Source organism: Leptospira adleri (genome assembly GCF_002811985.1).
GTDB lineage: Bacteria > Spirochaetota > Leptospiria > Leptospirales > Leptospiraceae > Leptospira > Leptospira adleri.
In genome coordinates this window covers 1-25794 of sequence record NZ_NPDU01000032.1, presented here as the reverse complement: position 1 = coordinate 25794, position 25794 = coordinate 1, and the positions used below count along the sequence as shown (strand labels likewise).

General features: G+C 45.3%; 21 protein-coding genes and 1 pseudogene. 5 read left to right on the top strand and 17 right to left on the bottom strand.

Going from position 1 to position 25794, the window contains the following annotated elements:
• Positions 1-8 precede the first annotated feature (8 nt).
• The 13 genes and pseudogenes from whiG to asd form a co-directional block, all read right to left on the bottom strand.
• Entirely contained in the window at positions 9-809 is an 801-nt protein-coding gene (whiG, locus tag CH376_RS13220) for an RNA polymerase sigma factor WhiG (protein ID WP_100784330.1), read from the bottom strand.
• Positions 810-966: 157 nt separating this feature from the next.
• Positions 967-1452, bottom strand: a complete 486-nt coding sequence (locus tag CH376_RS13210) for a hypothetical protein (protein ID WP_100784327.1) — start codon at positions 1450-1452, stop codon at positions 967-969.
• A gap of 3 nt (positions 1453-1455) precedes the next feature.
• Positions 1456-2364, bottom strand: coding sequence for a MinD/ParA family protein (locus tag CH376_RS13205; protein WP_100784326.1), 909 nt, complete (start codon positions 2362-2364; stop codon positions 1456-1458).
• Between the two features lie 28 nt (positions 2365-2392).
• Positions 2393-3694: a flagellar biosynthesis GTPase FlhF gene (flhF, locus tag CH376_RS13200; protein ID WP_100784325.1), complete on the bottom strand. Its 1302-nt coding sequence runs from the start codon at positions 3692-3694 to the stop codon at positions 2393-2395.
• Between the two features lie 51 nt (positions 3695-3745).
• Entirely contained in the window at positions 3746-5869 is a 2124-nt protein-coding gene (gene flhA, locus CH376_RS13195) for a flagellar biosynthesis protein FlhA (RefSeq protein ID WP_100784324.1), read from the bottom strand.
• A gap of 9 nt (positions 5870-5878) precedes the next feature.
• Positions 5879-7251 (bottom strand): annotated as a pseudogene (locus CH376_RS13190) (EscU/YscU/HrcU family type III secretion system export apparatus switch protein).
• Complete coding sequence (fliR, locus tag CH376_RS13180) at positions 7248-8030, bottom strand: flagellar biosynthetic protein FliR (protein WP_100784321.1); 783 nt, start codon at positions 8028-8030, stop codon at positions 7248-7250. The pseudogene CH376_RS13190 and the gene fliR overlap by 4 nt, the downstream one beginning before the upstream one ends.
• 6 nt (positions 8031-8036) lie before the next feature.
• Positions 8037-8300, bottom strand: a complete 264-nt coding sequence (gene fliQ / locus CH376_RS13175; RefSeq protein ID WP_069607668.1) for a flagellar biosynthesis protein FliQ — start codon at positions 8298-8300, stop codon at positions 8037-8039.
• Positions 8297-9091, bottom strand: coding sequence for a flagellar type III secretion system pore protein FliP (gene fliP, locus CH376_RS13170; protein WP_207767160.1), 795 nt, complete (start codon positions 9089-9091; stop codon positions 8297-8299). Before fliP ends, fliQ begins: the two co-directional genes overlap by 4 nt.
• A gap of 39 nt (positions 9092-9130) precedes the next feature.
• Entirely contained in the window at positions 9131-9919 is a 789-nt protein-coding gene (fliO, locus tag CH376_RS13165) for a flagellar biosynthetic protein FliO (RefSeq protein ID WP_420843553.1), read from the bottom strand.
• A 5-nt stretch (positions 9920-9924) separates the two neighbouring features.
• A complete protein-coding gene (gene fliN, locus CH376_RS13160; protein ID WP_100788127.1) occupies positions 9925-10989 on the bottom strand; it encodes a flagellar motor switch protein FliN in 1065 nt (354 codons plus the stop codon).
• A gap of 134 nt (positions 10990-11123) precedes the next feature.
• Positions 11124-11453 carry a DUF971 domain-containing protein gene (locus CH376_RS13155; RefSeq protein WP_100784319.1) on the bottom strand — a complete coding sequence of 110 codons (330 nt, stop codon included), beginning with the start codon at positions 11451-11453 and terminating at the stop codon, positions 11124-11126.
• A 100-nt stretch (positions 11454-11553) separates the two neighbouring features.
• Positions 11554-13785 (bottom strand): archaetidylserine decarboxylase, encoded by a 2232-nt coding sequence (gene asd, locus CH376_RS13150; protein WP_100784318.1) that lies wholly within the window; start codon positions 13783-13785, stop codon positions 11554-11556.
• Between the two features lie 64 nt (positions 13786-13849).
• Here asd and CH376_RS13145 point away from each other — a divergent pair, with 64 nt between their 5' ends.
• Positions 13850-14740 (top strand): LIC_11366 family protein, encoded by an 891-nt coding sequence (locus CH376_RS13145; protein ID WP_100784503.1) that lies wholly within the window; start codon positions 13850-13852, stop codon positions 14738-14740.
• A gap of 310 nt (positions 14741-15050) precedes the next feature.
• Here CH376_RS13145 and CH376_RS13135 read toward each other — a convergent pair whose 3' ends face one another.
• From CH376_RS13135 to CH376_RS13125, 3 genes are all read right to left on the bottom strand, one after another.
• Positions 15051-17192: a 7TM diverse intracellular signaling domain-containing protein gene (locus tag CH376_RS13135; protein WP_420843552.1), complete on the bottom strand. Its 2142-nt coding sequence runs from the start codon at positions 17190-17192 to the stop codon at positions 15051-15053.
• Between the two features lie 65 nt (positions 17193-17257).
• A complete protein-coding gene (locus CH376_RS13130) occupies positions 17258-18457 on the bottom strand; it encodes a sterol desaturase family protein (RefSeq protein ID WP_100784316.1) in 1200 nt (399 codons plus the stop codon).
• A 4-nt stretch (positions 18458-18461) separates the two neighbouring features.
• A complete protein-coding gene (locus CH376_RS13125) occupies positions 18462-19247 on the bottom strand; it encodes an SDR family NAD(P)-dependent oxidoreductase (protein WP_100784502.1) in 786 nt (261 codons plus the stop codon).
• Between the two features lie 153 nt (positions 19248-19400).
• Between CH376_RS13125 and CH376_RS13120 the strand changes: the two genes are divergently transcribed.
• Positions 19401-20066, top strand: coding sequence for a glutathione S-transferase family protein (locus tag CH376_RS13120; RefSeq protein WP_100784315.1), 666 nt, complete (start codon positions 19401-19403; stop codon positions 20064-20066).
• Between the two features lie 78 nt (positions 20067-20144).
• Entirely contained in the window at positions 20145-20381 is a 237-nt protein-coding gene (locus tag CH376_RS13115; protein WP_100784314.1) for a hypothetical protein, read from the top strand.
• Between the two features lie 8 nt (positions 20382-20389).
• Here CH376_RS13115 and CH376_RS13110 read toward each other — a convergent pair whose 3' ends face one another.
• On the bottom strand, positions 20390-22342 hold the full coding sequence (locus CH376_RS13110; RefSeq protein ID WP_100784501.1) for a M3 family metallopeptidase: 1953 nt from the start codon (positions 22340-22342) through the stop codon (positions 20390-20392).
• A gap of 339 nt (positions 22343-22681) precedes the next feature.
• Here CH376_RS13110 and lsa23 point away from each other — a divergent pair, with 339 nt between their 5' ends.
• Both lsa23 and CH376_RS13095 read left to right on the top strand, forming a co-directional pair.
• The gene (gene lsa23, locus CH376_RS13100; RefSeq protein WP_100784311.1) at positions 22682-23293 is read left to right on the top strand and encodes a surface adhesion protein Lsa23; all 612 of its coding nucleotides are present in this window, start codon (positions 22682-22684) and stop codon (positions 23291-23293) included.
• Between the two features lie 509 nt (positions 23294-23802).
• On the top strand, positions 23803-24981 hold the full coding sequence (locus CH376_RS13095) for a MaoC family dehydratase (RefSeq protein ID WP_100784309.1): 1179 nt from the start codon (positions 23803-23805) through the stop codon (positions 24979-24981).
• The last annotated feature ends 813 nt before the right edge of the window (positions 24982-25794 follow it).

Genomic DNA, 25794 nt, shown 5'->3' with positions numbered 1-25794 from the left:
TAAATTCTTTACTTACGAGTGATGACCGATTTCACTTTGCCGAGTTTGCTTCTCAGACGAGAAACGGCTCGGGTATGAAGTTGGGAAATTCTAGACTCGGTCACTTCCAGAACTTCTCCGATTTCCTTCAAAGTAAGATCTTCATAATAGTACAGTACGATGACTTTCTTTTCCTTTTCAGGGAGAGTTTTGATGGCTTCTACGATTACGTTTTTGATCTCTTCTTTTTCGATGATCGTATCCGGATTCATGTTCATCGGAGATTCTAAGGTTTCCATAAAAGAAACCTCGTCGTTCTCGTCCCCGAGAAACCAGATATCGTTCAAAGAAACGAGAGAGGTGCCGCTGATCTTGGTGAGAAGAGTGTTGTATTCCTCCATGGAAATACCCAACTCTTTCGCGATTGCTTCGTCGTCCACCTGCTGGCCTTCTTTGTTTTCCAGCATTCCGATGATCTGTTCGAGTTGTTTCGCTTTTTGACGGATCGATCTCGGAATCCAGTCGATCGACCGAAGTTCGTCGAAGATACTTCCTCGAATCCGAGTCATGGCGTACGTTTTGAATTTGATCAGTCGATCCGGATCGAATTTTTCAATCGCATCCAAAAGTCCGAAAACTCCGTACGACACAAGATCGTCGAACTCTACATTCTGCGGCATTCCGATCGCGATTCTACCCGCAACGTGTTTGACTAAGGGGGAATATTTTTCTACGAGATAAGCTCGGATGTCCTGATCTTTGGTATCCCGATAGGATTTCCATAGTTCCGTCTCATCCTGCTGGTTATATTGTTCATACTTTTTGGACATAAGCTCGGATCTGGAAAAACCTTGACCTTCATTCTAAAGTGTCGAGCTTCTCAGAAAATTGCAATAGCATTTTTTGAGGCAAAAACAGGGAAATCAAGCAGTTTTTTGTCTCATTGCGGTTCTACTCGGTTTCAAACGATATTTAGGAAAGAAATTGTTACTTTTCTCCCATGTCGTCTTTTGCAAGCATCGTTCGGATCGCTTCGGCCATCAGTTTCGGTTCGTTTTTGATCGCTATATTTTCGACCATGATATGATCTCCAAAGTTGCCGTTTTTCTGACGTTTCGGAGTAGCGGAAGCGAAGACTTCGGAAGAGGAAGGACCGTCCGCGGAAGCCGTAGCAAACTCGGAATCTCCCGCTTGGCTTGTATAATCCCGAAACCCGGCTGCGCCCGATCCGTCTTCACCCGAGGACGCGGATGAAAATTCTCCCGTAAGATTGGAAAGAAAATCTAAAAATTCAGGGACTTTCATTTCTAAGACCGCGTGCACTCCGAAACCGAAAACCGCAAAAGCAAGCGTGGAAAGGATGGAAACTAAAACGATATGACCGACTTGATTTCCGGCTAAGAATCCGCAGATCGGACTGACGATGAGCGCGATGACCGCAAAGACCGCGATGAATAAAACCTGGAGGTTCAAAGACTATTCTTCGTCGTCCTTGAGTTCTTTTTCTCGGACGTCCATAAAGTTGAAGAATTTTTTGAAAAACCCGCTGATGCCAGCGTCTTCCAACGGTTCCATTTCCTGATTCAAAAGGGAATACGTTATGCGATTCAGGCATGCCGCCGCCTTACTTTTCGGAGAATTGATGATATAAGGTTTTTGCTCCCGGATACTTTTCTCAACTTCTTCGTCTTGAAATATAAATCCGAGATTCTCCACCTTGACTTCGAGAAACTGTCCGCTGATATCGATCACTCGATCGGCGACTTTTTTTCCTTCGATGGCGCTTCTTACACGGTTCACAACCATCTTTAGATTCTTATCCCGACTCTGAGACACGATCGCTTTGATCAGTCCGTACGAATCCGTGATCGCAGTCGGCTCCGGAGTCGTCACGACGATGACGTCGTCCGCAGGAAGCGTAAGACCGATCACGTTGGAACTGATTCCGGCTCCGGTATCGATGATCATGATATCGTAAGTGTCCAGTTCCGAAAAACCTTTGATCAGAGCGTTTCTCTGAGTATCGTTTAAGTTTGCGAGTTGGGAATAACCGGAGGCTCCCGCGATGATGTCCACTCCTTCCGGGGTTTGAATGACGATGTCTTTTAGGCTTTTGTGACCTTTGACTACGTGGTAGAGATTGTATTTGGGAATGATTCCTAAAATTACGTTTACGTTCGCAAGGCCCAAGTCCCCGTCGAATACGAGAACCTTTTGACCGGCCCGCGCCATAGAGATAGCAAGGTTGACGGAGATGGTGCTCTTACCAACTCCTCCTTTCCCGGACGCGATCGCGATGATCTTAGTCGTGGGCTTTCTGGATGACAGAACTTTTAGACTCGTGTTCCCCTCGGTGAGTTTCCGCAAATGAGTCGCCTGGTCCATTCTTTACCTCTTTCCAGCCCGATCGGAATCAGCCACCGGCAACGGTGAACACTTCTCCTCTCAGCTCAGCAATTTTCTCCGGAATTACAACACATTCAGCCATGAGTTTTTTATCGGCAGGAAGTATATCGAAAGGAACCTCTTGCCCCACGCTGAAATATGTGAAACTCTTAGAGTATGTATCGGCCAGTTCGAGAAAACCACCTAAAAAATCTGCCTCGTCCAGTTTGGTGAGAAGAATTCTTCGATAGTTCAGAGACTCATAGGCTTTCAATACCGTACTTGTATGATGGTAAGAGGAAGTAGCGGAAAGGACAAGAAGATTTTCCACCGAGTCCTTTTCTCCGAAACAGGAAAGAAAAGAATTCATTCTCTCCAGTTGTTCGATGTTGCGGTGACTGTAACCGGCGGTGTCGATGAGGATCAATTCGGAGCCGTCGCGGGCCAGGGTTTCCTTAAACTTTTTTATGTCTTTTACGGGATAGAACGGCATTCCCATTGTGTCCGCGTAACGTTTGAGTTGTTCGATGGCAGCGATTCTATAATTATCGGTCGTATAGAGCGAAACCGACTTTCCCATGTGAAGGAAATATTTTGCCGCGAGTTTAGCGACGCTCGTCGTTTTTCCGGAACCGGTCGGTCCGACCAAGAAGACAACTTTTCTCTGATTCTTCCCGGTGCCCCGAAAGAGATCCGAATCCACGCTGACTCGTTCCTTCAAAACTTCGACGGCACGCTCGCCGACCGTATGATTGCGTCCCTGATCGATCGGAGAAAGTCTTTCTTCAATCTTGGAAAGAATCTCGTCCACATAGGTTTGGCTCATTCCTTCGCGAACCCACCTTTCTCCGAGTCTCGTAAGGGGAGAATCCTTTCTTCCCCGAAGAGATAGACTTTCTTTGGAAGTCTTTGAACTTCGATCCAAAAGTTCTTTTTCGAAGGAAAGACCGACTCTTTCGGGTTCGGTCGTTATCTCCTCAAGATCCCAATTGTCCTCGGCGGTCAAAGTCGCGATTTCTCTTTCCTCGAGAGTTCTCGAAAGAGGCTTTAAGGACTGAAGAGTTTTCTTTCTTTCCGGCGCCGCATAGGATTTTTGTTTGAGAAGATCCTTTAAGTCCTGGAGTTTTCGTTCTATCTTTTCTCGGGAAGCCTGTTTTTCGGGAATTCCGATCTGTATTTCGATCATCTTCTTCGCAAGAAGCCCGGTCCCCATCACACCGCCTTCGGTGACGACGGTCTGGGAGATTACGGTCGCCTCGGGACCGTATTTCATCTTCATTTCCATTAAACAGTCTTGGTAACTTTTACCTCGAATTTTAGCAAACTCCATGTTTGGCTCCTTGATCTTTCTGTTTTAGAAAAATCGAATATTCTAAAAATTTCATGCTTCTTCCCCTACCCCGGCTGTCGCCGCCTGCGTCTGAGGAAGTTTGAGTTCCGCTTCGATCACGGAATCCACGGAAGAATGAATCTCCTCGTAGGCAAGAACTCCGAAATTGCGGGGAGGAAATTCCTTCGCGAGAAGGTAAGAAAACGGAAGTCTGACTTCTCTGTTGACCACGAAGATAGGAAACTTTCCTTCCGTTCTAAAGTTGCGATATAACTCTGCGACCCCGTCGATCAGCCTTCTATAGAAATCGGGAGGAAGAGAAAGGACGTCTCTGTTTTCGATCCGGTCTTGAGTGATCGACTTGTTCAAGCGATCCAAAATTCTACTTTCTAACGTGATCACCCGCAATTTGCCGTCCATAGAAAGATAGTCCCGAACAACCGTCCTGGATATCGACTGACGGACGAGCTCGGTGAGAATGTAAGGATTTTGATATTTGGAAAGATTGTTTGCGATCGACTCCAAGATCGGAACGAGATTTCGTATTCCAAGTCCTTCTCTCAAGAGATTCTGCAAGACTTGTTGAATGATTCCCAAGTTGCCCGGTTTGTCCGCGTCCAATTCGCCGATGAGAGTCGGATACGTAGCCTTGTAATGATCCAGAAGTTTTTTGACTTCTTCTCGACCAAGCAACGTGGACGCGTGAGTCGCAAGAAGTTCCTTGAGATGAGTGACAACGACGGTGGAGGCGTCGACAACTGTGTAACCCTTCGCTTCCGCTTCGGCTTTGTCTTCGGAAGAAATCCATTTTGCTTTTTGTCCAAAGGAGGGTTCTAAGAAATCTTCCCCTTGGATCGCCTCAGCGTTCCCCGGACTCGTATTGAGTGCCATGAGTTTATCCGGTTTTACGGTGGAAGCTCCGACTTCGGTTCCGTTGATTTTGATCGAATACGTATCCGGATTCAAATCAAGATTATCTAATATTCTTACGGGAGGAATGACGACTCCGTTATCCTGAGCGAACTTCTTGCGAAGATTGCTGATCTGATCCAAGAGCGCTCCTCCTTGAGAAGCGTCGACGAGCGGTATAAGATGATAACCGACTTCGATTTCGATCGGATCGGTTCTTAGCTCCTCGTAAAAATCCTTCGGCTTGCGATCCTGACCGGATTCTTTTTCCTTTTTCTCGATGGACTCGAGTTGTTCTTTGACCGTTTGTTCGAGAGAATATCCCAAGTAGGCGATTCCTCCGGAAAGAATCAAAAGAGGAAAGAATGGAAGACCCGGAATGAAAGCCGAAAATCCCAAACTTCCCGCGACTACGTAGAGGACCTTGGAATTGCTGAAGAGCTGGGTTTTAAATTGAGTCGCGAGATCGGATTCGGAACCGGAGCGAGTTACGATGATACCGGTTGCGACCGTCGTAAGCAACGCTGGAATCTGAGAAACAAGTCCGTCGCCGATCGTAAACTTACCGTATGTTTCGATCGCTTGCGTGAAAGATTCTCCTCGGATCGAAGCTCCGATGATCACTCCGCCTAATAAGTTTATGGCGGTGATAATCAGACCGGCTCGGACGTCCCCTTGGACGAATTTACTCGCTCCATCCATGGATCCGTAGAAATCGACTTCTGCTTCTATCTTCTTTCTTCTTTTTTTGGCTTCTTCTTCGTTGATGTTACCGGAAGAAAGTTCCATATCGATCGCCATCTGCTTTCCGGGCAACGCATCCAAAGTGAATCGAGCGGCGACTTCCGAGATCCGAGTCGCACCTTTTGTGATCACAAGAACCTGAACGAGGACCAAGATGATGAAGATGATGAAGCCGACCACATACTTCGAAAGACCGGATTCGCTACCGATGATAAACGAACCGAAGGCGTCTATGATGTTGCTGTTCATCGCCGGTCCTTTGGAAAGAATCTGGCGCGTAGTCGATACGTTCAGAGCAAGCCGATACAAAGTCGTAATCAAGAGCAAACTCGGAAAGATCGAAAAATCGGCGGGTTCTTTTACGGAAAGTGAAGTAAGAAGAACCAAAAGTCCGATCGCCAAGCTCACAATAATCAAAATATCTAATATAAATCCCGGAAGAGGAATCACCAACATCGCGACTATCGCAACGGCTCCCACTCCCAAAATAACGTCCGACTGATTCCACCATTTCTTTTCCATAGTTTCCTCTTACACAGCTCTCCGGAAAGATTCAAGACGGGAGAGAATGGTTGCGATTGCGCGATAGAATTGCTGCGGAACCTCTGCGCCCAGTTCCACTTCTTCGTAAAGACCTCTTGCCTGAAGTCTGTCTTCGATCGTGGGAACTCCGTTCTCTCTTGCGATTCGAATGATGAGAAGAGCGAAGTCGTCCACACCCTTTGCGACGACGACCGGAGCCTTATGAATTCCGGGTTTGTATTCGAGGGCTACCGCAAAGTGAGTCGGATTCGTGATGACGACATCCGCTTCGGGCACTTTCGCGAGCATCTTACGTTTGTTCATCATATCTCTTGCGAGCTGTCTTCGTCTCGCTTGAAGAGAACGATCCCCGTCGGATTCTTTTGCTTCCCTTTTCGCCTCGGAAGGAGTCATCTTTAAGGATTCTTCATATTCGTATCTTTGATAAAGATAATCCACGACGCTGATCGCGAGAAGGATGATCCCGACGACGAGAAAGATCTTAAAGGAAGTGCTCATAACGAGCGCGACGGCTTGTTCCAAACCCATCTCTCCGGAAAGAAGAATCGGAAAAAAATCGCGACTGATGATGATATAAGAAACCCAGCCAATGAGTCCGACCTTTGCCAAAGATTTCCCGAGGTTGAAGAGCGTCTGACGTGTCGGGAGAACTTTTTTAAAATTGGGCGCAACCCTGCTGAAGTTAAAGCTCAATGCGCGAGGTGCAAACATAAACCCCACTTGAGCTACGTTGCCTATGACGGCCCCGACCAAGGTGATCCCAAGAAGAGGCCATAGAAGGGTGAAAAGATCGGTGGACGCGTTTTTTAAAAGTTCGGTTACGGATTCGGAACTGATATCGGTGCGTTGTCCGACACCGTGGATGTATTTGCGAAGAATATAAAACGTTCTCATGAAAAAATATTCTCCCATGAGATAAACAAGAATCACTCCCGCTAGAAGAACCACGGCGGCGGGGAGTTCCGGAGATTTCGGGACGTTTCCTTTTTCACGCTCTTCTCTTCTTCTACGTTCGGATCCGGGTTCGGTTCTGCCCTCGTCTTCGGCCGCAAAAAGTTGAAGATCGATCCTGAACTCGGAGACGTTAGGCGAAATCGAAAGCGATTCGGAGGTCTCAAAAATCAGCGAACGGTCGATTCTAAAAAAATCGACAATGGAAAGAAAAATCCTCAGGAGCATATAGGAGCTCCTACAAAGCCTCTGCGGGAAAATTCTTCTTGAAAGAAATGTCGTTTTGTGATAGAGAAAATTCCCCCGAGTCTTCCCGCCAACCCGCCTCCACCACCCAACGAGGGCGGGGAAATCATCGTTTCACGGAAGAAGTCGGAACTACGACAAGTGGACGAAAGGATCCTTCTCATAGTTGCGGCCACTCCTGGAGCATCAAATTCAACTTATCAAATGACAAATCGAAAGCTGCCCCCATCTGAGAAACAAGATATGGAATGATAAAAATCATAACGATCAATCCGATCGTGACCTTGATCGGAAATGAAAGTTGCAGGATATTCAACTGAGGAGCCGCCTTTCCCATCAAGGCTTCGGACACGGTCACCAAAAGAATGATCCCCAAAACCGGAAGCGACAATTTAAACGCGACAAGAAACATCGCACCCACCGCATTTTCTATCGCCTTATAAATCCCGTTTTGAATTTCAGGAGCGAAATTAAGCACCTGAATTTTTTCAAAAGAGTATGCAAGGCTTTCGAACATGATTCGATAAGCACCTAAGGTTAAAAAAAGGATCATCCCCAAAAGGTTTTTCAACGTGCTGATCACGGGCAAACTCGTCTGAGTCACGGGATCCAAAATTTCAGCGTAACCGAAGCCCAACTGAACGTTAAAAAATTCTCCGGCCATCTGAAAAGAGGCGAAGATCAAACTGATCATAAAGCCTAAGAGGACCCCGATGAGCGCCTCCCCGATCACAACGAGCCCGTAACTCCCCATATCTCCCGGAACGGGCGGTAAAAATCCGGCGGTTACCGGAAATAATATCACGGAGACCAAAAAGGAAAAAATCATTTTTTGAGGAACGCTGATCGAAGGATACGAAAAGATAGGCGCGACCGACAAGAGTCCCATCAACCTGGAAAGGATGAGAAGGAAAACTTGAAAATGATTGATAAAGTATTCCATAATATTCTAAAATTTCTCGATCATCATAAATAAATTGCGCGTATAATCGGTCATCGTCTGAATCATCCAAGACGAAAAGATCACGATCACGATAAAAATCGCGACAAGTTTCGGAACAAAGGCGATCGTCTGTTCCTGAATGGAAGTCGTCGTCTGCAAAATTCCTATGATCAAACCCACCACCAAAGCGGTGAGTAGAATCGGAGATGAGATTTTCAGAGTGATATAAAGTGCGTCCCGAATCAGAGACATCGCTTCCAGCTCCGTCATTTATAACTCCTCACGAGTTCGTAGACGATCAGGTTCCAACCGTCCACGAGCACAAAAAGAATCAGCTTAAACGGAAGACTCACCATCACCGGAGGAAGCATCATCAAACCCATCGAAAGAAGAGCGGACGCGACGACGAGATCGATCACGATAAAAGGAATAAAGATGATGATCCCTATCCAAAACGCCTTTTTGATTTCGCTTAACATAAACGCCGGAATCAAAACGTAAGAAGGAACGTCGTCAAACGATTCCACCTTCTCCACTTTTCCGATTTTTAGAAAGAGCGCGACGTCTTTCGCTCCGGAAGTTCCGATCTGGCGCATCATAAATTCCCGGATCGGAACCATTCCTTTTTCAAAGAATGCGTTCGTGTCGATTTTCCCCTCGAGATAAGGAGTTAAGGCTCTTTCGTTGACTACGTTCAAAGTCGGAGCCATGATAAAGAATGTCATAAAAAGCGCGAGACCCATCATCACTTGGTTAGGCGGAAGATTTTGAATCGAAAGCGCCCTCCTCACGAAATCCAAAACGATCACGATCTTCGTAAACGAAGTCAGAGACATCACGATCGCAGGGGCAAGAGAAAGAATGGTGACGAGAAAAAGAACCATCAGAGAAAGGCTGGTTTCTCTCGGGCTCTTCGCTTCGTTCACATTGATATTCAGATTGGGAATCGGAATCCTCGTCCCGGAAGACTGTGCTTCCAAAGTGAAAAAAGAACCCAGAGACAATCCCATCAAAAGCAGGAGTATCCACGTTACGTTCTTTATAATTTTTTTATGTCTCATTTTCACCTGAAGAATTTCCCTAAAACTTGAGTTCTTAACTTACGATCTCAAATCGAAAAGCCCGCTTTCGAGCGAGCTTGTTTTTTCTTTGAGTTCATCGAGCTTCTTGCGGGTTTGCCTTCGTTTTTCGTCCCTGGCGGCTTCCGCTTTTTCCGTTCCTCCGGGAGGACCTTCCTGATTCCCGGAGATTCTCGAATTCAAGTCCTTGATCTGTTCAAGAACCGTTACCAAAAATCCTCCCTCCGGAGGATCGAAGGTTTCCTTTTTTTGCTGAATTCTATGTTTTACTTCCGGATCGGAGATTTCGGTGATCAAATTGATCCCGTTGTCCGCGACACCTAACACCAAAAAACGACCTGAAACTTCCACGATCTGAAGCTGTTTGTTCGGTCCGAGCATCAGACTGGAAAGAACGTTCATCTCTCCGCGAACGGGAAGACGTCCTTCCCGATTCTTCGCAACGTATTTTAGAATATAATAAAGTCCTACACAAAGAAGAGCTAATATAAAGACGACTCGGAAGAGAGTTCCCGCGATCCCCGGACCTTCGTCTCCGGTTTTATATCGCTCGGCGACTGGATTTGTCTCCGCCTGACTTTCGGAATTCACAGAAGGTTTTACGACCGCGGAAGGGTTTTCCGTTTTGGAAGCATTGTCCTTCTTGGATTCTTCTTTGGGTGCGGGCGTTTGACCCAATTCTTTCTTGAGAGCCTCGTCCATGAGCTCTCTTTCCGATTGTGCTTTGAGCGGGGAAAATGAAAGAACGGTTGCGAGAAGAATCAGAAAAACGGAAACGATCGCCTTTCTGAAATCCCGGAAAACTACCAGAGACTTCACTTGCCCTCCGGCTTGATCCGATCGATAGGGCTTACGATATCCGTTACCCGAACCCCGAAGTTTTCGTCGATGACCACAACCTCGCCTTTTGCAATCAGTTTACCGTTTACTAAAAGATCCACAGGTTCGCCCGCGAGTTTGTCGAGCTCGATGATGGAACCTTCCCCTAATCCTAAGATATCTTTAATATACATCTTAGTTCTTCCCAATTCCACGGTCACGCTCATCTGAACGTCCATGAGAAGATTTAAGTTCGGCGTGCTTGAGGCCCCGCTCGCGGTTCCTAAATTTGGAAATGCAACGGACTTGACGGACATGGATCCCGCGGACATTCCCATTCCGCCCATACCCCCCATTCCCATTCCGCCCATATCTCCTCCGCCGCTTCCGGAACGACGGTATAAATTCAAAAGATCCGCGGCGGTAGAAAGGGAGAGTAAGAATTGAACTCGAAAAGAAGGAATACTTTCGATCGTAAGATTGAAAAACACTCTTACGATGGTTTCTCCGTCCGGCAAAACCAAGGCCGCCGGAGAAGTTACGTTTCTCGTCTCGGAAGGAGATCCGTTAACCCCCCCTCTGGTTTTTGTGCTAATCTGAGAAATCAACGCTCCTATCACGGGCGTCAAAGAATCGCGGAGAGTCTGCATCTGAGCTTCGTCGAGATCTCCGGAGTCAAAACCGCCCATCATCGAATTGGCGATCTTTACGGCGTTTTCTGCGGACATCGCAAGTACGACTCTTCCGTTTACGCTTCCGGATAACGTAGAATACAAAAGGAAGGATCCGGACTTAAGTTCGGACTCGATATCTTTGCGAGACTTGGTTTCCGCGTTCGGATTTAGAAATGCGGAAGAACGGGAAAGAACGGCGCCTAACGTGTTCCCGGCGACTTGAAAACAAGAAGAAAGTAGATCCGATAAGATGTCCCGGTCCACGGGGGACATTCCCGGAACGTCTTTTTGTGCGGCTGTGGAAGCTACCGCCCCCGGATCAAACGAATCGCTTGCTCCGGCCAGTAGTGCATCAATTTCTTCCTGTGAAAGGGAACCTTTGCCCATTTTGGGAACTCTCCCGGGAATTTTAGTTAATGGGACATAAGAAAAGGGTTTTTGTCACCTCCTTTTTTTCTTCCCAACTGGATTCCACTGGATTTTTGGGTTAAAACAATCTTTTTTCTAAAAAAAACTACCTTTCAAAGTGAGAGATCCCCTCCCAACCCATCCGCCAACATTCTCAGAGAATCAAACGAGTAAATTCCGGTCAGATGATTATCGCTCCAGACCGGATTGATAGCATAACGCCCCACTTTATTTACCGAGTAGAGAGAGATCTTCTGAATTCCTCCGGTGGTAGTTCCCACCTTTCCGCCGTGACCGCCCTTGCATACTACACAAGGACAACGTTTTCTCAAATCCAGAAGATCAAAGATGGAAGTGATCCCGTCTTTCCAAGTTATCTTCAAGGTCGTATCGTCGAAGTCGATCTGATCGGGAGTGGTCGCTTTCAAACTGAGTCGAGTCATTTTGTATGAGTTCCTACCTTTTCAAGATCGCACGATTCCATATGAGTTCCTACATTTCCGAAATCGTAAGAGGAGTTCCCTCTTTTTTTCCAAACTAACTTCATTTTGGAAGTTTGCACTTCTTCTCGATGAATTTTCCGATCGGAGTTCCGTAGGTGATCTTCTCGTTCAGAGGGAGAGAATCGAACGTAAATGTGTCTTTCTCCATCAAAAGAATTACGGTCGAACCCATCTCAAATCTTCCCAATTCGGCTCCCTTGTCGATCATGATCGACACGTCCTTGTATTCCACGGTTCTCGCGCTTCGGATAAGGGTGTTCGTCACGATCTTGTTGTCGTAGGTGACGCGAATTCTTCCAACGTTGGACGCTCCCACCTTGATGACCGCGACTTTCCCGTATTCGGTTTGGAGATACGTGATCAGCCTTTCGTTTTTCGGAAAAAGCCCCCGAATTCCGAAAACCGCGAGTTCGTTCACAGGAAAGAGCTTTCCTGGTTCATAATAATATCCTAATATTCTTCCGTAAGCGGGGGAATGGATCCTATGGTAATCCTGAGGAGAAAGATAGAATGTGATGTATTTTCCGTTGGAGAAATCGTCCAGATATTTGGAAGCTCCTCCTCCCAAAAGTTCCTTCAAATTGTAATCCACGCCCTTAGCCTGGATGATGATTCTCTGATTGATGTCTCCGTATCCTGTGATTTTCGCGTCCACGGGCGAAACCATCTCGTTCTCTGCGGAATCTATGATTCTTGCTTCCGCTTTCAAGGCTCTCGTGAAGAATGCGTTGAGAGAATTGTATTCCTGAATTTCCAATTCCGCTTCGTCTAGATTGATCTTATACGCCCTCGCGAACGCCTTTAATATCGGGATCAGAATAAAACGGGGAAGCCTGGAGGACGCGAGAAGTCCGAACAAAAGCGAAAGTAAATTTTTGGGAACGATCGAAAGAATCAAAAGATAAAAATCCTTTAAGACCTCGTATCTCGCGCCGCTTTCGGTAAGAAACCGCTTCAACTCCGTTCTTGCGATTTTTTCCAAAAGAACAAGAGAGATCAGAACCGGCACTGCTGTGATGATGGAAAGGGAATATCCCAAACCGAACGCGTCGTAAAGTATCGCCTCCCCCTTCTTCACATAAAGATAGGCCGCGGCGAGAATCGTTACTAAGAAAAGAATCCGAAAAAAGTTCGCGAACCTCTCTCCGAGAATGTAGAGCGCGTTCTGTTCTCCCGTATAAAACCAACCGGTGATCGAAACGATTCCGAAAAGAAGAAAGGAAATAAAAAAGGCAGCGTTGACCGGGTTTGTATGTCCTCGAAAGAGTGTGTTCAGAAAAAACATCTGCTCCTCCATCTTGAATGCTCCATAGGAAGATAGCGCGTAGATCACAAGAGTGGATACGATAAATCCTTCAAAGAAGGTCGCGAGCATGCTCACAAGTCCCTGTTTTGCCGGAAAATCCGTTCTCACAACTCCCGAAACTCCGGCGCTCTTTCCGATTCCCGTTTCAGTCGATACAAAAAAGATCCCGGAGGCCATACTGAAGGTTCTCGCGAGGACAAAAGTTCCTCCGGCGATCGCGGTCAGCGGCTGGAACGCTTCCTGAAGGGAAAGCCATAGGAAATGTTGAAAGTTCATTAGAGAATTCTTAAATAGAAAAAAATAGCCCGCGAAAAAAAGAAGAATCCCGATCGGCGCGAGATAAGCCGAGATCTTTCCAACTCTTCTTACACCCCCCAAGACGATAAACACGAGAATCACGGACAACAAAAATGGAACCGTCATTCCGGTGACTTCGAACGCCTTATTCGCGATATGGGTCACATACAACATCGGAACAGCACCTCCCATCACAAGAACCGTACAAAGTCCGGCGATGGAGAAACTTACCGCGAGCCAACGAGCCTTCAGGGCCTTTTCAATAAAATACATCGGCCCGGAAAGATATCTTCCGGAGGCGGTCTTGGTCCGAAACCGGATCGCAAGCGTAGAAGAAACAAAACGAAGAGGCATGATGAGAAAAGAGGAAACCCAAATCCAGAGAAGAACCCCCGGTCCTCCGATCATTAGCGCAAGCGCGGAACCGATGATCGCTCCCGGAAGCAGTGAAGAAGCGGTTCCCGAAAAGAATGCCTGAGAGTGAACGAGCCTTCCTCTCGAACCTTTGTAGTCCATATTCCCCGAAAAAATTTTCACCGCGAGGAAAAGAAACCGAACCTGTGGAAACCGAAGACGAAGAGTCAGATAGATTCCGATAAAACTCAAAAAGTAAAAGAAAGGTTTGAGTAAATCCCAATCGAAAAATTGAAAAAAATGAAGTTGAAACATGGTCCCACCCGATATGAAAGAAAATCCGCTTTTTTTGGAAGTCCTTGCTAGAAATCCTGTAATTATGAGGGCTACCAGCAAAATTTTCGGGATCTCATTCCGTCTTTTATTTTTTTTCCCTTTCGGTCTTGCCCTCTGGATTTACCAATCCCCTTTGGAAGCTCAGAATTCTTATCCGAAAACAAAGGAATATTCGAGTAAACCTCGGATCGAGTTGGAAAGCGAAGAAAAACTCTTTTGGGAACTCGGACTCAGAGCCGGGTTCGGTTATAAGGGAGAAGACAGACTCAATTCTTATCTGAGAGGTTTTACCGATACGTATGATCCTCGGGTTCTTTCCAAAACCAAACTCGATCCTCCGACAAACGTAGCTCAAGGGGAAATCTTTTTAAGAAGGAAGATCGGCGCCGAAAGTAAGGTCGGTTTTATCGGCGGTTATAGGGAATGGCAGAAATTCGGTCTGAAACAAATTTCGTCCGAACCATTTTACACCGACCTCAGTTTCAAACTTTCCAATCCTTATTTTCTTTTGATGTATTGGTATGACTGGAATTATAAACGTTGGACCTTCGAAGGCGGCTTGGGCGTGGGAATGTCGGAGGTTTATTGGGATTCGACAGGTTTCGGAACTTCCGGGAGAGAATATTTTAAACAAGAAGGTTCCCTAACAGGAACCGGAATCGAGTTTCGCGCGGAAGGCGCAGCAAGCCGGAAGGTCACGGACTCAACAAGTCTTCAAATGGGAATCGCACTTTCCTGGATCAACATTCCTTCTCTCACGGGTAACTTCAACGGTGAAACCGCGAGTTTTTATTTGAGAGAGGACGGACGAGTCACACCTCTTACCGAATCCACAAACCAAACCGCAATCTTCGCGACGCATCAGTTTTCCAGAAAACTCGAATTCCAGGCTTTGACTACGACCTTGTTTCTCGGGGTCGCGCAGAAATTTTAGTTTTTTGTGAGAGTTCCCACACTTCGAGAATCTTCCGTCGATTTTAGCCTTTTGTGAGAGTTCCCACACTTCGAGAATCTTCCGTGGATTTAGTTTTTTGTGAGAGTTCCCACACTTCGAGAATCTTCCGTGGATTTAGTTTTTTGTGAGAGTTCCCACACTTTCCACCGAAACTTTCGAAATGAACTCGAAGGTGGAAACATTTTGAAAAAAAAGAAATCGATTTTCAAAACACTTGCATCTTCCCAAGATCATCTACTTCAAAATTATCTTCCGAAAAGAGCACCGACTCGATCTCCACAAATATTTCTCAAATATCGAAAGAAGTTTTTTCCCTCTTATAACGGAGCGGCTTCTTGAGATATTTGATCAAGAGAACTTTGTTTCCTTTCTCGTTAAACTTGACAATGTCGAAAACCCTTCTTGTCATAACGATTCCACGACCGTGAGTCAGACTCGTCTCGTTGAGTTTTTCGATATCCAAGTTTAGAATTTTCTTATAATCGAAACCTTCTCCCTCGTCTGTGATCAAAAAACCGATCCTTCTCGCATTTAAAGAATAAGAAACCTTAACGGTCCTATAGTTATAAAACGGTTCCTTTTGACGTTTCTGAATAAACTCGAGATAACGGCCTTCCGCAAGCGCCTCGGTCTTTTCGTCAAAACTGATCGCCAGATTTCCGTGTTCAATGGAATTGATGATGATTTCCCGGATACAAGTACGAATCGCGATCACGATTTCGGTTCCCACAAAAGAGGAAAGGTTCACCGTCAGAAGACGGCTCAAAAGATCGGCGTTCCTCAGATAATTATTCAAAGTAAAGTGCATCGATTCGCTCACGATAAACTTTGCGAGAATATCCTCGTTTAATTCATAAGCCTTTCCTAATATTCCTTTTTTCTCCCCGAGATCGAGAAGCTGAAGACGGACTCGGATCTGTCTCGGCTCCAAAACGTATTTTTGCCTGAATTCCACGGCGAACTCGGAACTTTTACCTCGGCGCAAAAGTTCGTCGATCTTTTCCTGCGCGAGAATTTTCGGAAAAGAATTTTCGACTCCGCTCTGAACGTAGATCAAATCCAAAAAGTCCCAGCCGATCACTTCTTCCGGATCAAAACCCAAAAGCCGGCCCAAGGATTTATTCGCGTTTCGGATCTTACCGTCGGTATCCATCGTAAACAAAAACTCTTCCGATTCTTCAAAAAGATTTTTGAATCTTTTTTCGGAATGTTCCGCGATTAATTTTGTGGATTCGAGTTCCTCGATTTTAGAGGATAAAACTTGGGACAAAAGTTTCACACGATCGGCGAGTCCCAATCCCAAAAATACGACGTGAAGAATCGACGCGAATTCCATGATCCAAAATCTAAAATTCCAATTCGGAATCCATCCGTTCTGCAAAAGCAAAGAAAGAACGGATCCGCTTCCTAAAATTCCCCAAGCGGAAAGAAAATAAAATGCGCTTCCCTGATTCCAAAAGATGCTCCGAACTCCGTTGATAAAAAGAAGAATCACGCAGATACAAGACAAAATCGCCGCAAAAAAAACGCTGAACCGGGTGGGAATCCAGAGCGAAACGACCGCAAAGACCAAAAATAAAAACTGAGACGTTTTGAAAAAACGATACGAACTCTTGGAACGATTTTTCAGATCCAGATAAACGTTCACAAACAAACACATCAGCGAAAGACAAATCAAAAAGAAGAATGGAATACTCGGGCCGGTCCATCCCACCGCGTTCGGCCAGAGAATCTGAAATCCGAAACCTTCCAAAACGAATTGAAAAAAGGAAAATCCCAGAATATAAACCGAAAAGAAAAAGTAATTCTTTTCCTTCGTATAAATATAAAGAAGAAGGTTGTAAAAAACCAGGATCAACATGGAACCGAAAAAGAGACCGAACAAAAGTTGTTCGTAAATCACTTTTTTGTAATATTCTAAAGCGCCGTAAAATCGAAACAAAATCTGAATCCGCGACGTGGAACGGATCTTTAGGAAAACTTCCTTTTGGGAACGGGGAAGCCCGACCGAAGGAAAAGCCGGAGTTCTATTTTGAATTGGTCTTACCGAAAAAGGAATGGAGTCTCCGGCTCGGTAAAACGGAAGTTCCCCTTTTTTTTCATCGTAGTATTCGACGAGGTCGACGTTCGGAAAACGATATTCCACGACCCAACGGATCGGCGCGCTTGAAGAATTCTCGACACGAAACCGAACCCAAACCGAAGCATTTGTATATCCTAATGTGCTAATATTCGAAGCGGAAAACTTTCCGCTTTCCGCCAAAGCCCGAATCTGCGAAAAGGACAACGTCCCGCTTTCGTCCACGAAATATTCAGGAGATTCTTCCCTTCCGGTTGAAAAATCTTCGAGCCGGACCAGATCGATCCCGAATAAAGGGAATGAAATCAGTCCGAAAAAAAAGACCGCGACAAAGAATTGAATTTTTCGCACTGACATTCTTCCGATTTTGAGTCCCAGGTCATTCTTTTGGATTCGATTCTTCTTTCAATCCCGGTTCAAAGGAAAAAAAGAATCCAGGATAAAATCGCGGCGCCGAAGATAAAAATTCCCCAAACAAGCGGGGAGTTCCGCGCGTTTCCGTCCAAAACCCGCGCGGTGTGGTGAAAGCCGTAAATCAGATAAAGAACGGCCGGAAAAAGTTTCCAAACAGGAACGGTCCCGGATTTAAAAAAACGCAGGGCCAAAAGGGAAAGAATCGCCCAAAAAAAGAATTCGATCACTCCTAAAATTTTTCCCCGTTTGGAAACGATCGGATCAAATTTCGCATAACGTGTCCGATCGATCTCGGTCGGAAGCAGAGAAGGACCGATACTTGCCGGACGCCAACCCGGAGCCTTCAATAGAATCAGAATCTTATCCTTCCAACTCCGGACCTTAGCCATCAAATCTCCGATCTCTTCGTAAACATGAAGGTTCGTATAAACGGGATCAAAAGTGGTTACGGGCTTTGTGAGCCCGTAAATCGGCTCCTCTTCCTCCCTCGCAAAGGATCCGAAAATTCGATCCCAGAAAATCAAAATTCCGCCGTGATTCTTATCTATGTATTTAGGATCTCTTCCGTGATGAACCCTGTGATGGGAAGGGGTCACGAGAATTTCCTCTAAAAGCCCGAGCTTTCCGATGAGACGCGTATGAACCCAAAACTGATAGATTTTAAGAACTCCGTGCGCCAAAAGAAAAGCCTGCCAGGGAACCCCGCAGAACGCGATCGTAAGGTTGAACGCGTATTCGAAGATTCTCTGAAAACTGGATTGCCTCAGCGCGACGGAAAGGTTGAACTCTTCGCTTGAATGGTGAGTAACGTGACACGCCCAGAGAAAATTGATCTCGTGAGTAGCCCTATGAAACCAATAATATACGAAATCCACGGCGATAAAAACAAAAAACCAACCGCAGAGGTTTTTAAAATCCCAACGGATCCCGACGTGATCCCACCAAACCGGCGCCCCCAGCGGGATTTCGGGAACCCCGAACAATGTCTGCAAAGAACAGAATATTCTAAAATTCTCATATATCCAAAGCGAGACGATCGTGACGATAATTCCGGTCAAAGAAAATAGGATTCCGGTGCTCAAATCGGCGACGGTATCGTTCCAACGATAAACTTTCCTTCCGGAAACATAGGAATAAAACACTTCGATTCCGATAAGAATCATAAAAAACGGAACGGCTAAATCGATGATGGATCCTTGCATTTTTTTATCCGTTTTGATTTAAGAATTTTGCGATCTTACGAATGATAAATCGAGGTGTGATTCGCACGCTCTGAGCCAAGATCTTGTTTAAAACTCCCGCCACCACGACCGGCTTTCCTTTTTTAAGAGCCTTATAACCGATTTCCGCTACTTCCTTCGCGCTCATGATCGGCGCCATCGGGTTGTTGAGAAGTTTCGACTTTGTGATTTCCGCCCTTTCGAAAAATTCGGTTTTGGTCGGTCCCGGGCAAAGAGTCGTCACCATAACTCCGTCCTTGCGAACGTCCTCATAGATCCCTTCCGAAAGAGAAAGGACGTAAGCCTTGGTCGCATAATAATTCGCCATGTTCGGTCCCGGTTGAAAGGCCGCTGTGGAAGCCACGTTGAGAATCATTCCGGTCTTTCTTTCCACCATTCCGTGAAGAAAAAGATGAGTGAGTTCCGTAAGCGCAACGACGTTCACTTGAATCATCGCGAGTTCTTTTTTTAGATCCATCCGGTCGAACCTTCCGCTGGTTCCGAAACCGGCGTTGTTCACCAAAACTTCCACGGTGCTTTTCGTCTTTTTCGCAAAGTCGAAAATCTTCTTCGGAGATTTCGGATCTGCGAGATCCAGCGAAAGAGTTTCCACTTTTACTTTATAAGCGCCTTCGATTTCTTTTTTTACGGACTTGAGCGTTTTTTCGTTTCTTGCCACAAGAATCAAATTGTATCCGTCAGCCGCGATCAGCTTGCTCAATTCATAACCGATTCCGACGGTTCCGCCCGTGATAATTGCCGTTTTTGCCATTTTTAAGAATTCCTTTTGAAGGACGAAATTAACCCATCGAAAAAAGAGAGAAAGACTTTTTTGGACGGGAAGAAAAAAGGAAAGTAAAAGTAAAGACAAGAGGCGGATAAAAAAAACTTTTCCTCTCGGAGACGAAAGATAATTTCCTCCGGTATGATCAAACTTCACGGCGCAAGTCTCAGCAATTACGTAAACAAAGTAAAACTCGGCATTTTAGAAAAGGGCTTGGAATACGAACAGATCCGAATCGCGCCATCTCAAGAAGAATCCTTTTTGAAGATCAGTCCGATGGGAAAAATTCCGGTACTGGAAGTCGACGGAAGGTTCATTTTCGAATCGGGCGCCATCTTAGAATTCTTAGATACGGTCTATCCTCAAGAACCCAAACTTATACCGAACGATCCTTGGGAAGCCGCGGACGTAAGAGAGATCACGACGATGATCGAAACGTATATCGATCTTCCCGCGAGAAGAATTTACATCGCTTCCACAAGAGGCAAAGAAGTCCAACAAAGTCTTGTAGACGAAATCCATCCGATTCTGATGAAAGGAGTCCGCGCGCTCCAAAGGGTCGTTCGATTTTCACCTTACATCGCCGGAAAAACGTTTACGATGGCGGATTGTTCCGCGTTTGCAAATCTAACCGTGGTCGACGAAGAACTCAGAAAATTCTATCCGAACAATCATCCCTTGGATTCCTTAAAAGGCTGGAAAGAATACGTCGAGTTTATGAAAACCAAGGAAGGCCCCGCGATCATAGAAAAGGAAAAAGAAAGGCTTCGGAAAATCATCGCGAGGGCAAAAGTCAAAGTCGAGTAAACGAAACCAAATTCTTATTTTCCCATTCTAAAATTGATTTGACTCCCTTGTTGTCGGAATTAGCCTGCTCTGGTCTTTATGGAACCAGAAAAAGTAATTTCGATCCCGATCCGGGAACTTCCCCATCTCAAAGTTCTCTTGGCCGGCTGGTATAATTTTCTGAAAGAAAGTTACGATCAAAAGCAGATCAACCAGAACGAGTTCAAAGACGCGCTTCGAAGCAACGTAGTTTACAACATCGATCAGGATCAGGTCGAAGTTCTTTTGGCCGGAAAAGAATCCCTGCTTCAGAGTTTCAGAAAGAGCCTTTCTTAATCTTTCGTTCAAGCCGCCTTGAGACCGTAGAGTTTCAGAAGAGAACTCACCTTGGGTTCTCTTCCTAAAAATCTTTTAAAAAGAACCATCGCATTTTCGCTCCCGCCCTTCTCCAAGATTTCTTTAAAATACGCGCCGCTCAATTCCGCATCAAAAACTCCCTTTTCGACAAACGCGAAAAAAGCGTCCGCGCTCATAACTTCGGCCCATTTGTAACTGTAATAACCCGCGGCGTAACCCCCAGAAAAAATATGGGAAAATCCGTTTTGAAAACGATTGTAGGAAGGAGGAATCACCACGCTCACTTCCTTTCTAACGTCTTGAAGAATTTGGTGCACTTCCTCTTCGGTGCGACTTTTCTGATGGATGAGAATGTCGAAAATAGAAAACTCGAGTTGTCTCACGATCCCCATCGCCGAAAGAAAATTTTTAGTCTCTTTCAATTTCTCGATCATGGAATCCGGAATCGTTTCCCCAGTTATATGATGTTTTCCGAATATTCGAAGAACGCCCGCTTCCGTCGCAAAATTCTCCAGAAACTGGGAAGGAAATTCCACCGCGTCCCATTCCACACCGTTGATCCCGCTGACCGGAGGTTCTTCGATTTTGGTACAGAGATGATGAAGGGCGTGACCCATCTCGTGAAAAAAAGTGACCACGTCGCTGTGTTTCAAAAGCGAAGGAGAATCGGGAGTCGAAACCGGAAAATTGCAGACCACGAACGCAGTGGGAAGAATCTCCTCTCCGGAAATCCGATTTCTGGAATACCAGTTGTGCATCCAAGCTCCGCCTTGTTTGTCCTTTCTCGCTTCGAGATCCAGATACAAACGGGAAAGAAGGATTCCGTTCCGGAAGAGGTCGAAAACCTGGACCTTTTCTTCCCATACGTTTGCGGATGTTTTTTTGAATTCCAGCCCGAGGAGTTGTTGCAAGAATTGGAATGTTCCCGAAACAACCTTCTCCTTTTCGAAATAAGGACGGGTTTGTTCCTCGTCGAAATCGAATCGCGCTTTCAAAAGTTTTTCGCTCGCATAGGCGGTGTCATAGGCTTGGAGAGAATCGATCCCCAAAGTTTCCGCAAATTGAGAAAGGTCTTCGAATTCTTTTTGTGCGATCGGTTTTGCCTCCGCCGCGAGATCGCGTAAAAATTTAAGAACGGTTTCTCCCGAATCCGCTACCTTGGTCGCAAGAGAAAGTTCCACGTAATTCGGATAGCCGAGGAGTTTTGCGAGTTCGTCCCGAAGAGCGAGAATCGATTCGATGAGCTTTCCATTCTGCGGAGCTTTCGTAGTATAAGCCTTATATAACGTTTCTCGAATGGAACGATTAGGGCCGTAGGTCATGTAGGCGATATAACTCGGCATCTGAAGAGTAAAGCGAAACTTTCCGTCCTCCGTCTTTGCCGAATTCAGATCCGATTCCGGAATCCCCTCTACATCCTCTTTTTTATCCAGGATCAACTCAAACGCGTTAGTCGCGTCCAAAAGATTCTGAGAGAATTGATTGTCGAGGTCGCTCAGACGGATGGAGATTTCCTGGATTCTTTTTTTGGTTTCTTCCGGAAGGCCGATCCCGCTCAACTTGAATTGGATAATCGCGTCTTTTAGAACTTTTTTACGGGGAAGGCTCAAGGTGGATTCTTCGTTTTTTAGAATCTCCTGATAGGCCCGATTGAGTTCTTCGTTTTGTCCGAGATCGGAATAAAACGCCGTGATCTCCGGGAGAACCTCGGTATAAAGCGCCCGGATCTCTTTGGAATTTTTGACGCTGTTGAGATGGGAAAGGACCGTAAATTCGATCTGCATCTCCTGAACTAGATCGTTCAAAGGACGAATGACGGACTCGTAAGTTCTTTGCTTTTTTTCGAGAAGTTTCGGAAGTTCCTCTCGGATCGATTTGATTTTTTGAAGAATGACGTTTTTTGTAAGCTCGGGTTGTTCTGTTTTGAATTCTGGTAACATCTCCACCAATCTCTTTTCGCCTGCTGAAGACTTCATCCATTTTTCAAAGAAAGAATCCGAGTTTTGCAAAGAAGAATCGAAATTTTTTTGAGCGATTCCGTAACGGCTTTCCATTCAGAGAAGGAGCAAAGTGAAAATTCGAGGACAACTTGTATCTTTTTTCGGAGCTGTTTCGAAAAAGAAAAAAGAACGAGGACTTCAAGGATCGTTTTCGAAAACCGGATTCGAATTTTCTTCTCATAAACTTCGGACATTGCGTTAGCGGATTCTTATAAAAAGAGAGGGAAGAGAAAGAGTTTCGATTTGACCGAAACGAAGAGAGGCTTAAAACAAGAATCTATGTTCTCTCAGAAAATTCTTATCTTCTCCTTTTTTCTTTTCTGGATTGCCGGCTGCAAAATTGGAAAAAGCGAACTTCCCGATTTTAACGGAAACCCAGAATGTAAATCGGAAGAACTCCCGATCTTTGTCCAACCGGAGAACGATATCGATGACGGAAATTCTCTGGAAGTCGTTTATTGTTCCGCGAGGGAAACTCCTTCCGGAAAAAGGATCGAACTGAGTCTTGTCTTTCAAGATGAAAGACATCCTTCTCCTTGGAAGGATTTTGTGTACCGGATCTACAGAAAATTTCGATATGGAAGATCGAAGGATATCGAAAGTCTTCGCGTTCAATTTTCGGAAAAAGGAGAATGGAGCGCGATCCATCTGAAGAACGTCTACAGCGGAGATCAGACTTTCGACGCGGATCCTGTTTCACATCTGGATTCGATTCTCAAACCGGACCTGATGAAACTCGAAAATAAAAGACCGATTCTTTACGTGAACACTTGGAATCACATGTTCTCCGAAACGGATCGTAATCCCGGTCTTCCAAAAAAAAACTGGTCGGATTTTGAAATTCGTTTCGGAACAAGAGAAGACCTGGACGGTTTTTACGGCGGTAAATGATTGTTAGGCGGGATTTGTAAGAGCTCTACAAAAAGAGGGATAACTTTTTACTCGCAAAGATAAGATTTTTCTGATAGAGGAAAGTCTCCCGAGTTTTTCCCACCACCTCGCCCCAAGGAACTCAGCGCGTAACTCCCTATGGGTCGCGACGCAGGGCGGGGGCCCGCGACTTTCACGGAGGACTTGTCGGAACTCCGACATTTTGGAAAAAAATCTAACTTGAAAAGAATCAAAGGGTAGAACGGTAAGACGGAAAAAAATTCTCCGTTCCATTCTTCCGGGCTTCTCTACAAAGAGCGGTGCCTCTCCTTCCGAGAGATTTTCGTCATTTGAGAATCCGCTTTTTTTCCTTTAAATTCTCGGAATCCGAATTCTTTCCGTGACCTTTGGCAATCTTCACGTGAAAACTCTTCTGATCTTTCAAAGAATTCTTTAAATAAAAAAACTTTTCCGTAAGATTGCGGACAAAAGACTGGAAAAAACGAAAAAAGATCGAGAGGCCTATTACTATGACTAAGGTTCCAAATAAACCCTTTGCAGAACTTGCCCCCGGAACGCCCGTTTCCAAGGATCAGGTAAAAAGAAACATTTACGGAAGATATCTGGAAGAATTTACCGAAGGCGAAATTTTCGAACATCCCAGAGAAATTACGATCGATCGCGCATTCGCTCAAGAGTTTGCGACTACCTTTATGGACGCAAACCCACTTTTTCTTTCCGCAGCCTACGCCCAAGCGCACGGATTTCAGGACATGCTCGTTTCCTCTCTGCAGGTTTTTAATATCGCACTTTCCCTCGGAGTTCAAAACGATTCTGAAAAAGCCCTCGCAAACCTCGGTTATTACAACGTTCAATTTTTAAAACCGGTTTATCCCGGAGACACTCTTTCCGCGAAGACAAAAATTCTCAAAGTGGACGACAAAGGACCGGACAAACCCGGAATCGTAAGCGTTCGTACGATCTGCTTAAATCAGAAAAAAGAATTGGTCCTTCAGTACGAAAGAAAGATTATGATCTATCAGTCCAACGGAAAACCGAAAGGAAATCCGAAGCCGGTCGTCAAAGAGGCGTTTTTCCCGGAAACGGACGCACCTGTAATCGAACTCCCCGCATTAAAATTTCCGAATGAGTTCAAATCAGCGACTTGGTCCGATACTTATTTTGAGAATTTCAAACCGGGACAGATTTATATTCATCAAAACGGAAGAACGATCACGGACGAACATTTCCCTTGGACTTACAGAGTCGGAAACACACACCCTCTTCACTATGACAAACTCTATTCGGCGGGAATTTCCGGTCCTATGGGCGGCGAACCTGTAGTCTACGGAGGACTCGTCTTTGCATGGTTATGCGGAATGGCTTCCAGGGACATTACGGAAAATATGATCTGGGATCTCGGTTTCACGGAAGGTTACCATACACAACCTTCTTTCAGCGGAGATACGGTAACCGCGATCACGAGAGTCCTCTCCGTGGAAGATAGAGGAAACGACTTTGGAATCCCTGCGGGTGCGGTTCACCTTCAAATCATCGGTCTTAAAAATATCAAGGCGAACGACGCATTTGATAAATTCGGAGAGGACCTTTTCTTAAAAGAAAACGATAAGAAAAAGCTCGGCAAAGAAAAATTGGCGGAGAAAATTTTCGAAATCGAAAGAAAAATCTTAGTAAAGAAAAAAGGTTAATCTTTTTCACAAAGGCCTCCGTCCTCAAAACGGAGGCTACGCCTCCCCCTTTCTCAACAAATCAGAACATTAGAATATATAAATATTCGAATCCATTTTTTCAACCAGCCTATTGCCTCCCGAACCTGGTCTTCCGGTTTAAGCTTCTCCGTTCGAAAAAAAGTTTGTTTTGCTTTTCTCCTGCGAAAGTTTTGTCATAGTTCCCACAGAATTTTCTCTTAAAACGTTCCCGCCTCTTTCAGACTTGATCCCCAAGAGAAGGTTCGGGGAAAAACGAATCACAAAAATCTGCGAAATCAGGCTCGAAGGTGAAAAAAGAAAGAAAGAGTTAGGCCTTTCTCATAAAATTTAAATTTGTGTGAGTTCCTACATATTACGTCCCAAAAAATCGTCGCGCGATTTCAAGCGCTCAGTCTCATTCAAAAAATGTAATAGTTCCCACATGATTTTGAAAAAGATCTAAATTTAAAAAGAAAAGTATCGGCTTCGAATCACGCACGTCATAGCAGAGACCGGTGCGTGTGAGTTCCTACATATTACGTCCCAAAAAATCGTCGCGCGATTTCAAGCGCTTAGCCTCATTCAAAAAATGTAATAGTTCCCACATGACCTCTTTCAAAGAAAATCATCTGTTCCGACGCAAGAATCGGAAAGAAAAATCTTGACTCGAACTTCAGGCCCGAACTTTGGAAACATCGAGGCTAACTTAGAATCGAAGCAAATGCTCAATTTCCAATCCGAGTCTTGATTTGCAGATTATCCTTTGACAAGTTTTAAAAACGGATTTTTTGAAGGAGTTCCCACTTTCCATCA

Bases quoted from the DNA above. Each gene is read 5' to 3' on its own strand.
- fliP (WP_207767160.1), bottom strand. From the start codon at position 9,091: ATGAGACATAAAAAAATTATAAAGAACGTAACGTGGATACTCCTGCTT.
- whiG (WP_100784330.1), bottom strand. From the start codon at position 809: ATGTCCAAAAAGTATGAACAATATAACCAGCAGGATGAGACGGAACTA.
- CH376_RS13155 (WP_100784319.1), bottom strand. From the start codon at position 11,453: ATGACTCGACTCAGTTTGAAAGCGACCACTCCCGATCAGATCGACTTC.
- CH376_RS13145 (WP_100784503.1), top strand. From the start codon at position 13,850: ATGAGGGCTACCAGCAAAATTTTCGGGATCTCATTCCGTCTTTTATTT.
- CH376_RS13130 (WP_100784316.1), bottom strand. From the start codon at position 18,457: ATGCAAGGATCCATCATCGATTTAGCCGTTCCGTTTTTTATGATTCTT.
- CH376_RS13115 (WP_100784314.1), top strand. From the start codon at position 20,145: ATGGAACCAGAAAAAGTAATTTCGATCCCGATCCGGGAACTTCCCCAT.
- CH376_RS13125 (WP_100784502.1), bottom strand. From the start codon at position 19,247: ATGGCAAAAACGGCAATTATCACGGGCGGAACCGTCGGAATCGGTTAT.
- CH376_RS13120 (WP_100784315.1), top strand. From the start codon at position 19,401: ATGATCAAACTTCACGGCGCAAGTCTCAGCAATTACGTAAACAAAGTA.
- fliN (WP_100788127.1), bottom strand. From the start codon at position 10,989: ATGGGCAAAGGTTCCCTTTCACAGGAAGAAATTGATGCACTACTGGCC.
- flhA (WP_100784324.1), bottom strand. From the start codon at position 5,869: ATGGAAAAGAAATGGTGGAATCAGTCGGACGTTATTTTGGGAGTGGGA.
- fliR (WP_100784321.1), bottom strand. From the start codon at position 8,030: ATGGAATACTTTATCAATCATTTTCAAGTTTTCCTTCTCATCCTTTCC.
- fliQ (WP_069607668.1), bottom strand. From the start codon at position 8,300: ATGACGGAGCTGGAAGCGATGTCTCTGATTCGGGACGCACTTTATATC.
- asd (WP_100784318.1), bottom strand. From the start codon at position 13,785: ATGTTTCAACTTCATTTTTTTCAATTTTTCGATTGGGATTTACTCAAA.
- flhF (WP_100784325.1), bottom strand. From the start codon at position 3,694: ATGGAGTTTGCTAAAATTCGAGGTAAAAGTTACCAAGACTGTTTAATG.
- CH376_RS13095 (WP_100784309.1), top strand. From the start codon at position 23,803: ATGACTAAGGTTCCAAATAAACCCTTTGCAGAACTTGCCCCCGGAACG.
- CH376_RS13205 (WP_100784326.1), bottom strand. From the start codon at position 2,364: ATGGACCAGGCGACTCATTTGCGGAAACTCACCGAGGGGAACACGAGT.
- CH376_RS13110 (WP_100784501.1), bottom strand. From the start codon at position 22,342: ATGTTACCAGAATTCAAAACAGAACAACCCGAGCTTACAAAAAACGTC.
- lsa23 (WP_100784311.1), top strand. From the start codon at position 22,682: ATGTTCTCTCAGAAAATTCTTATCTTCTCCTTTTTTCTTTTCTGGATT.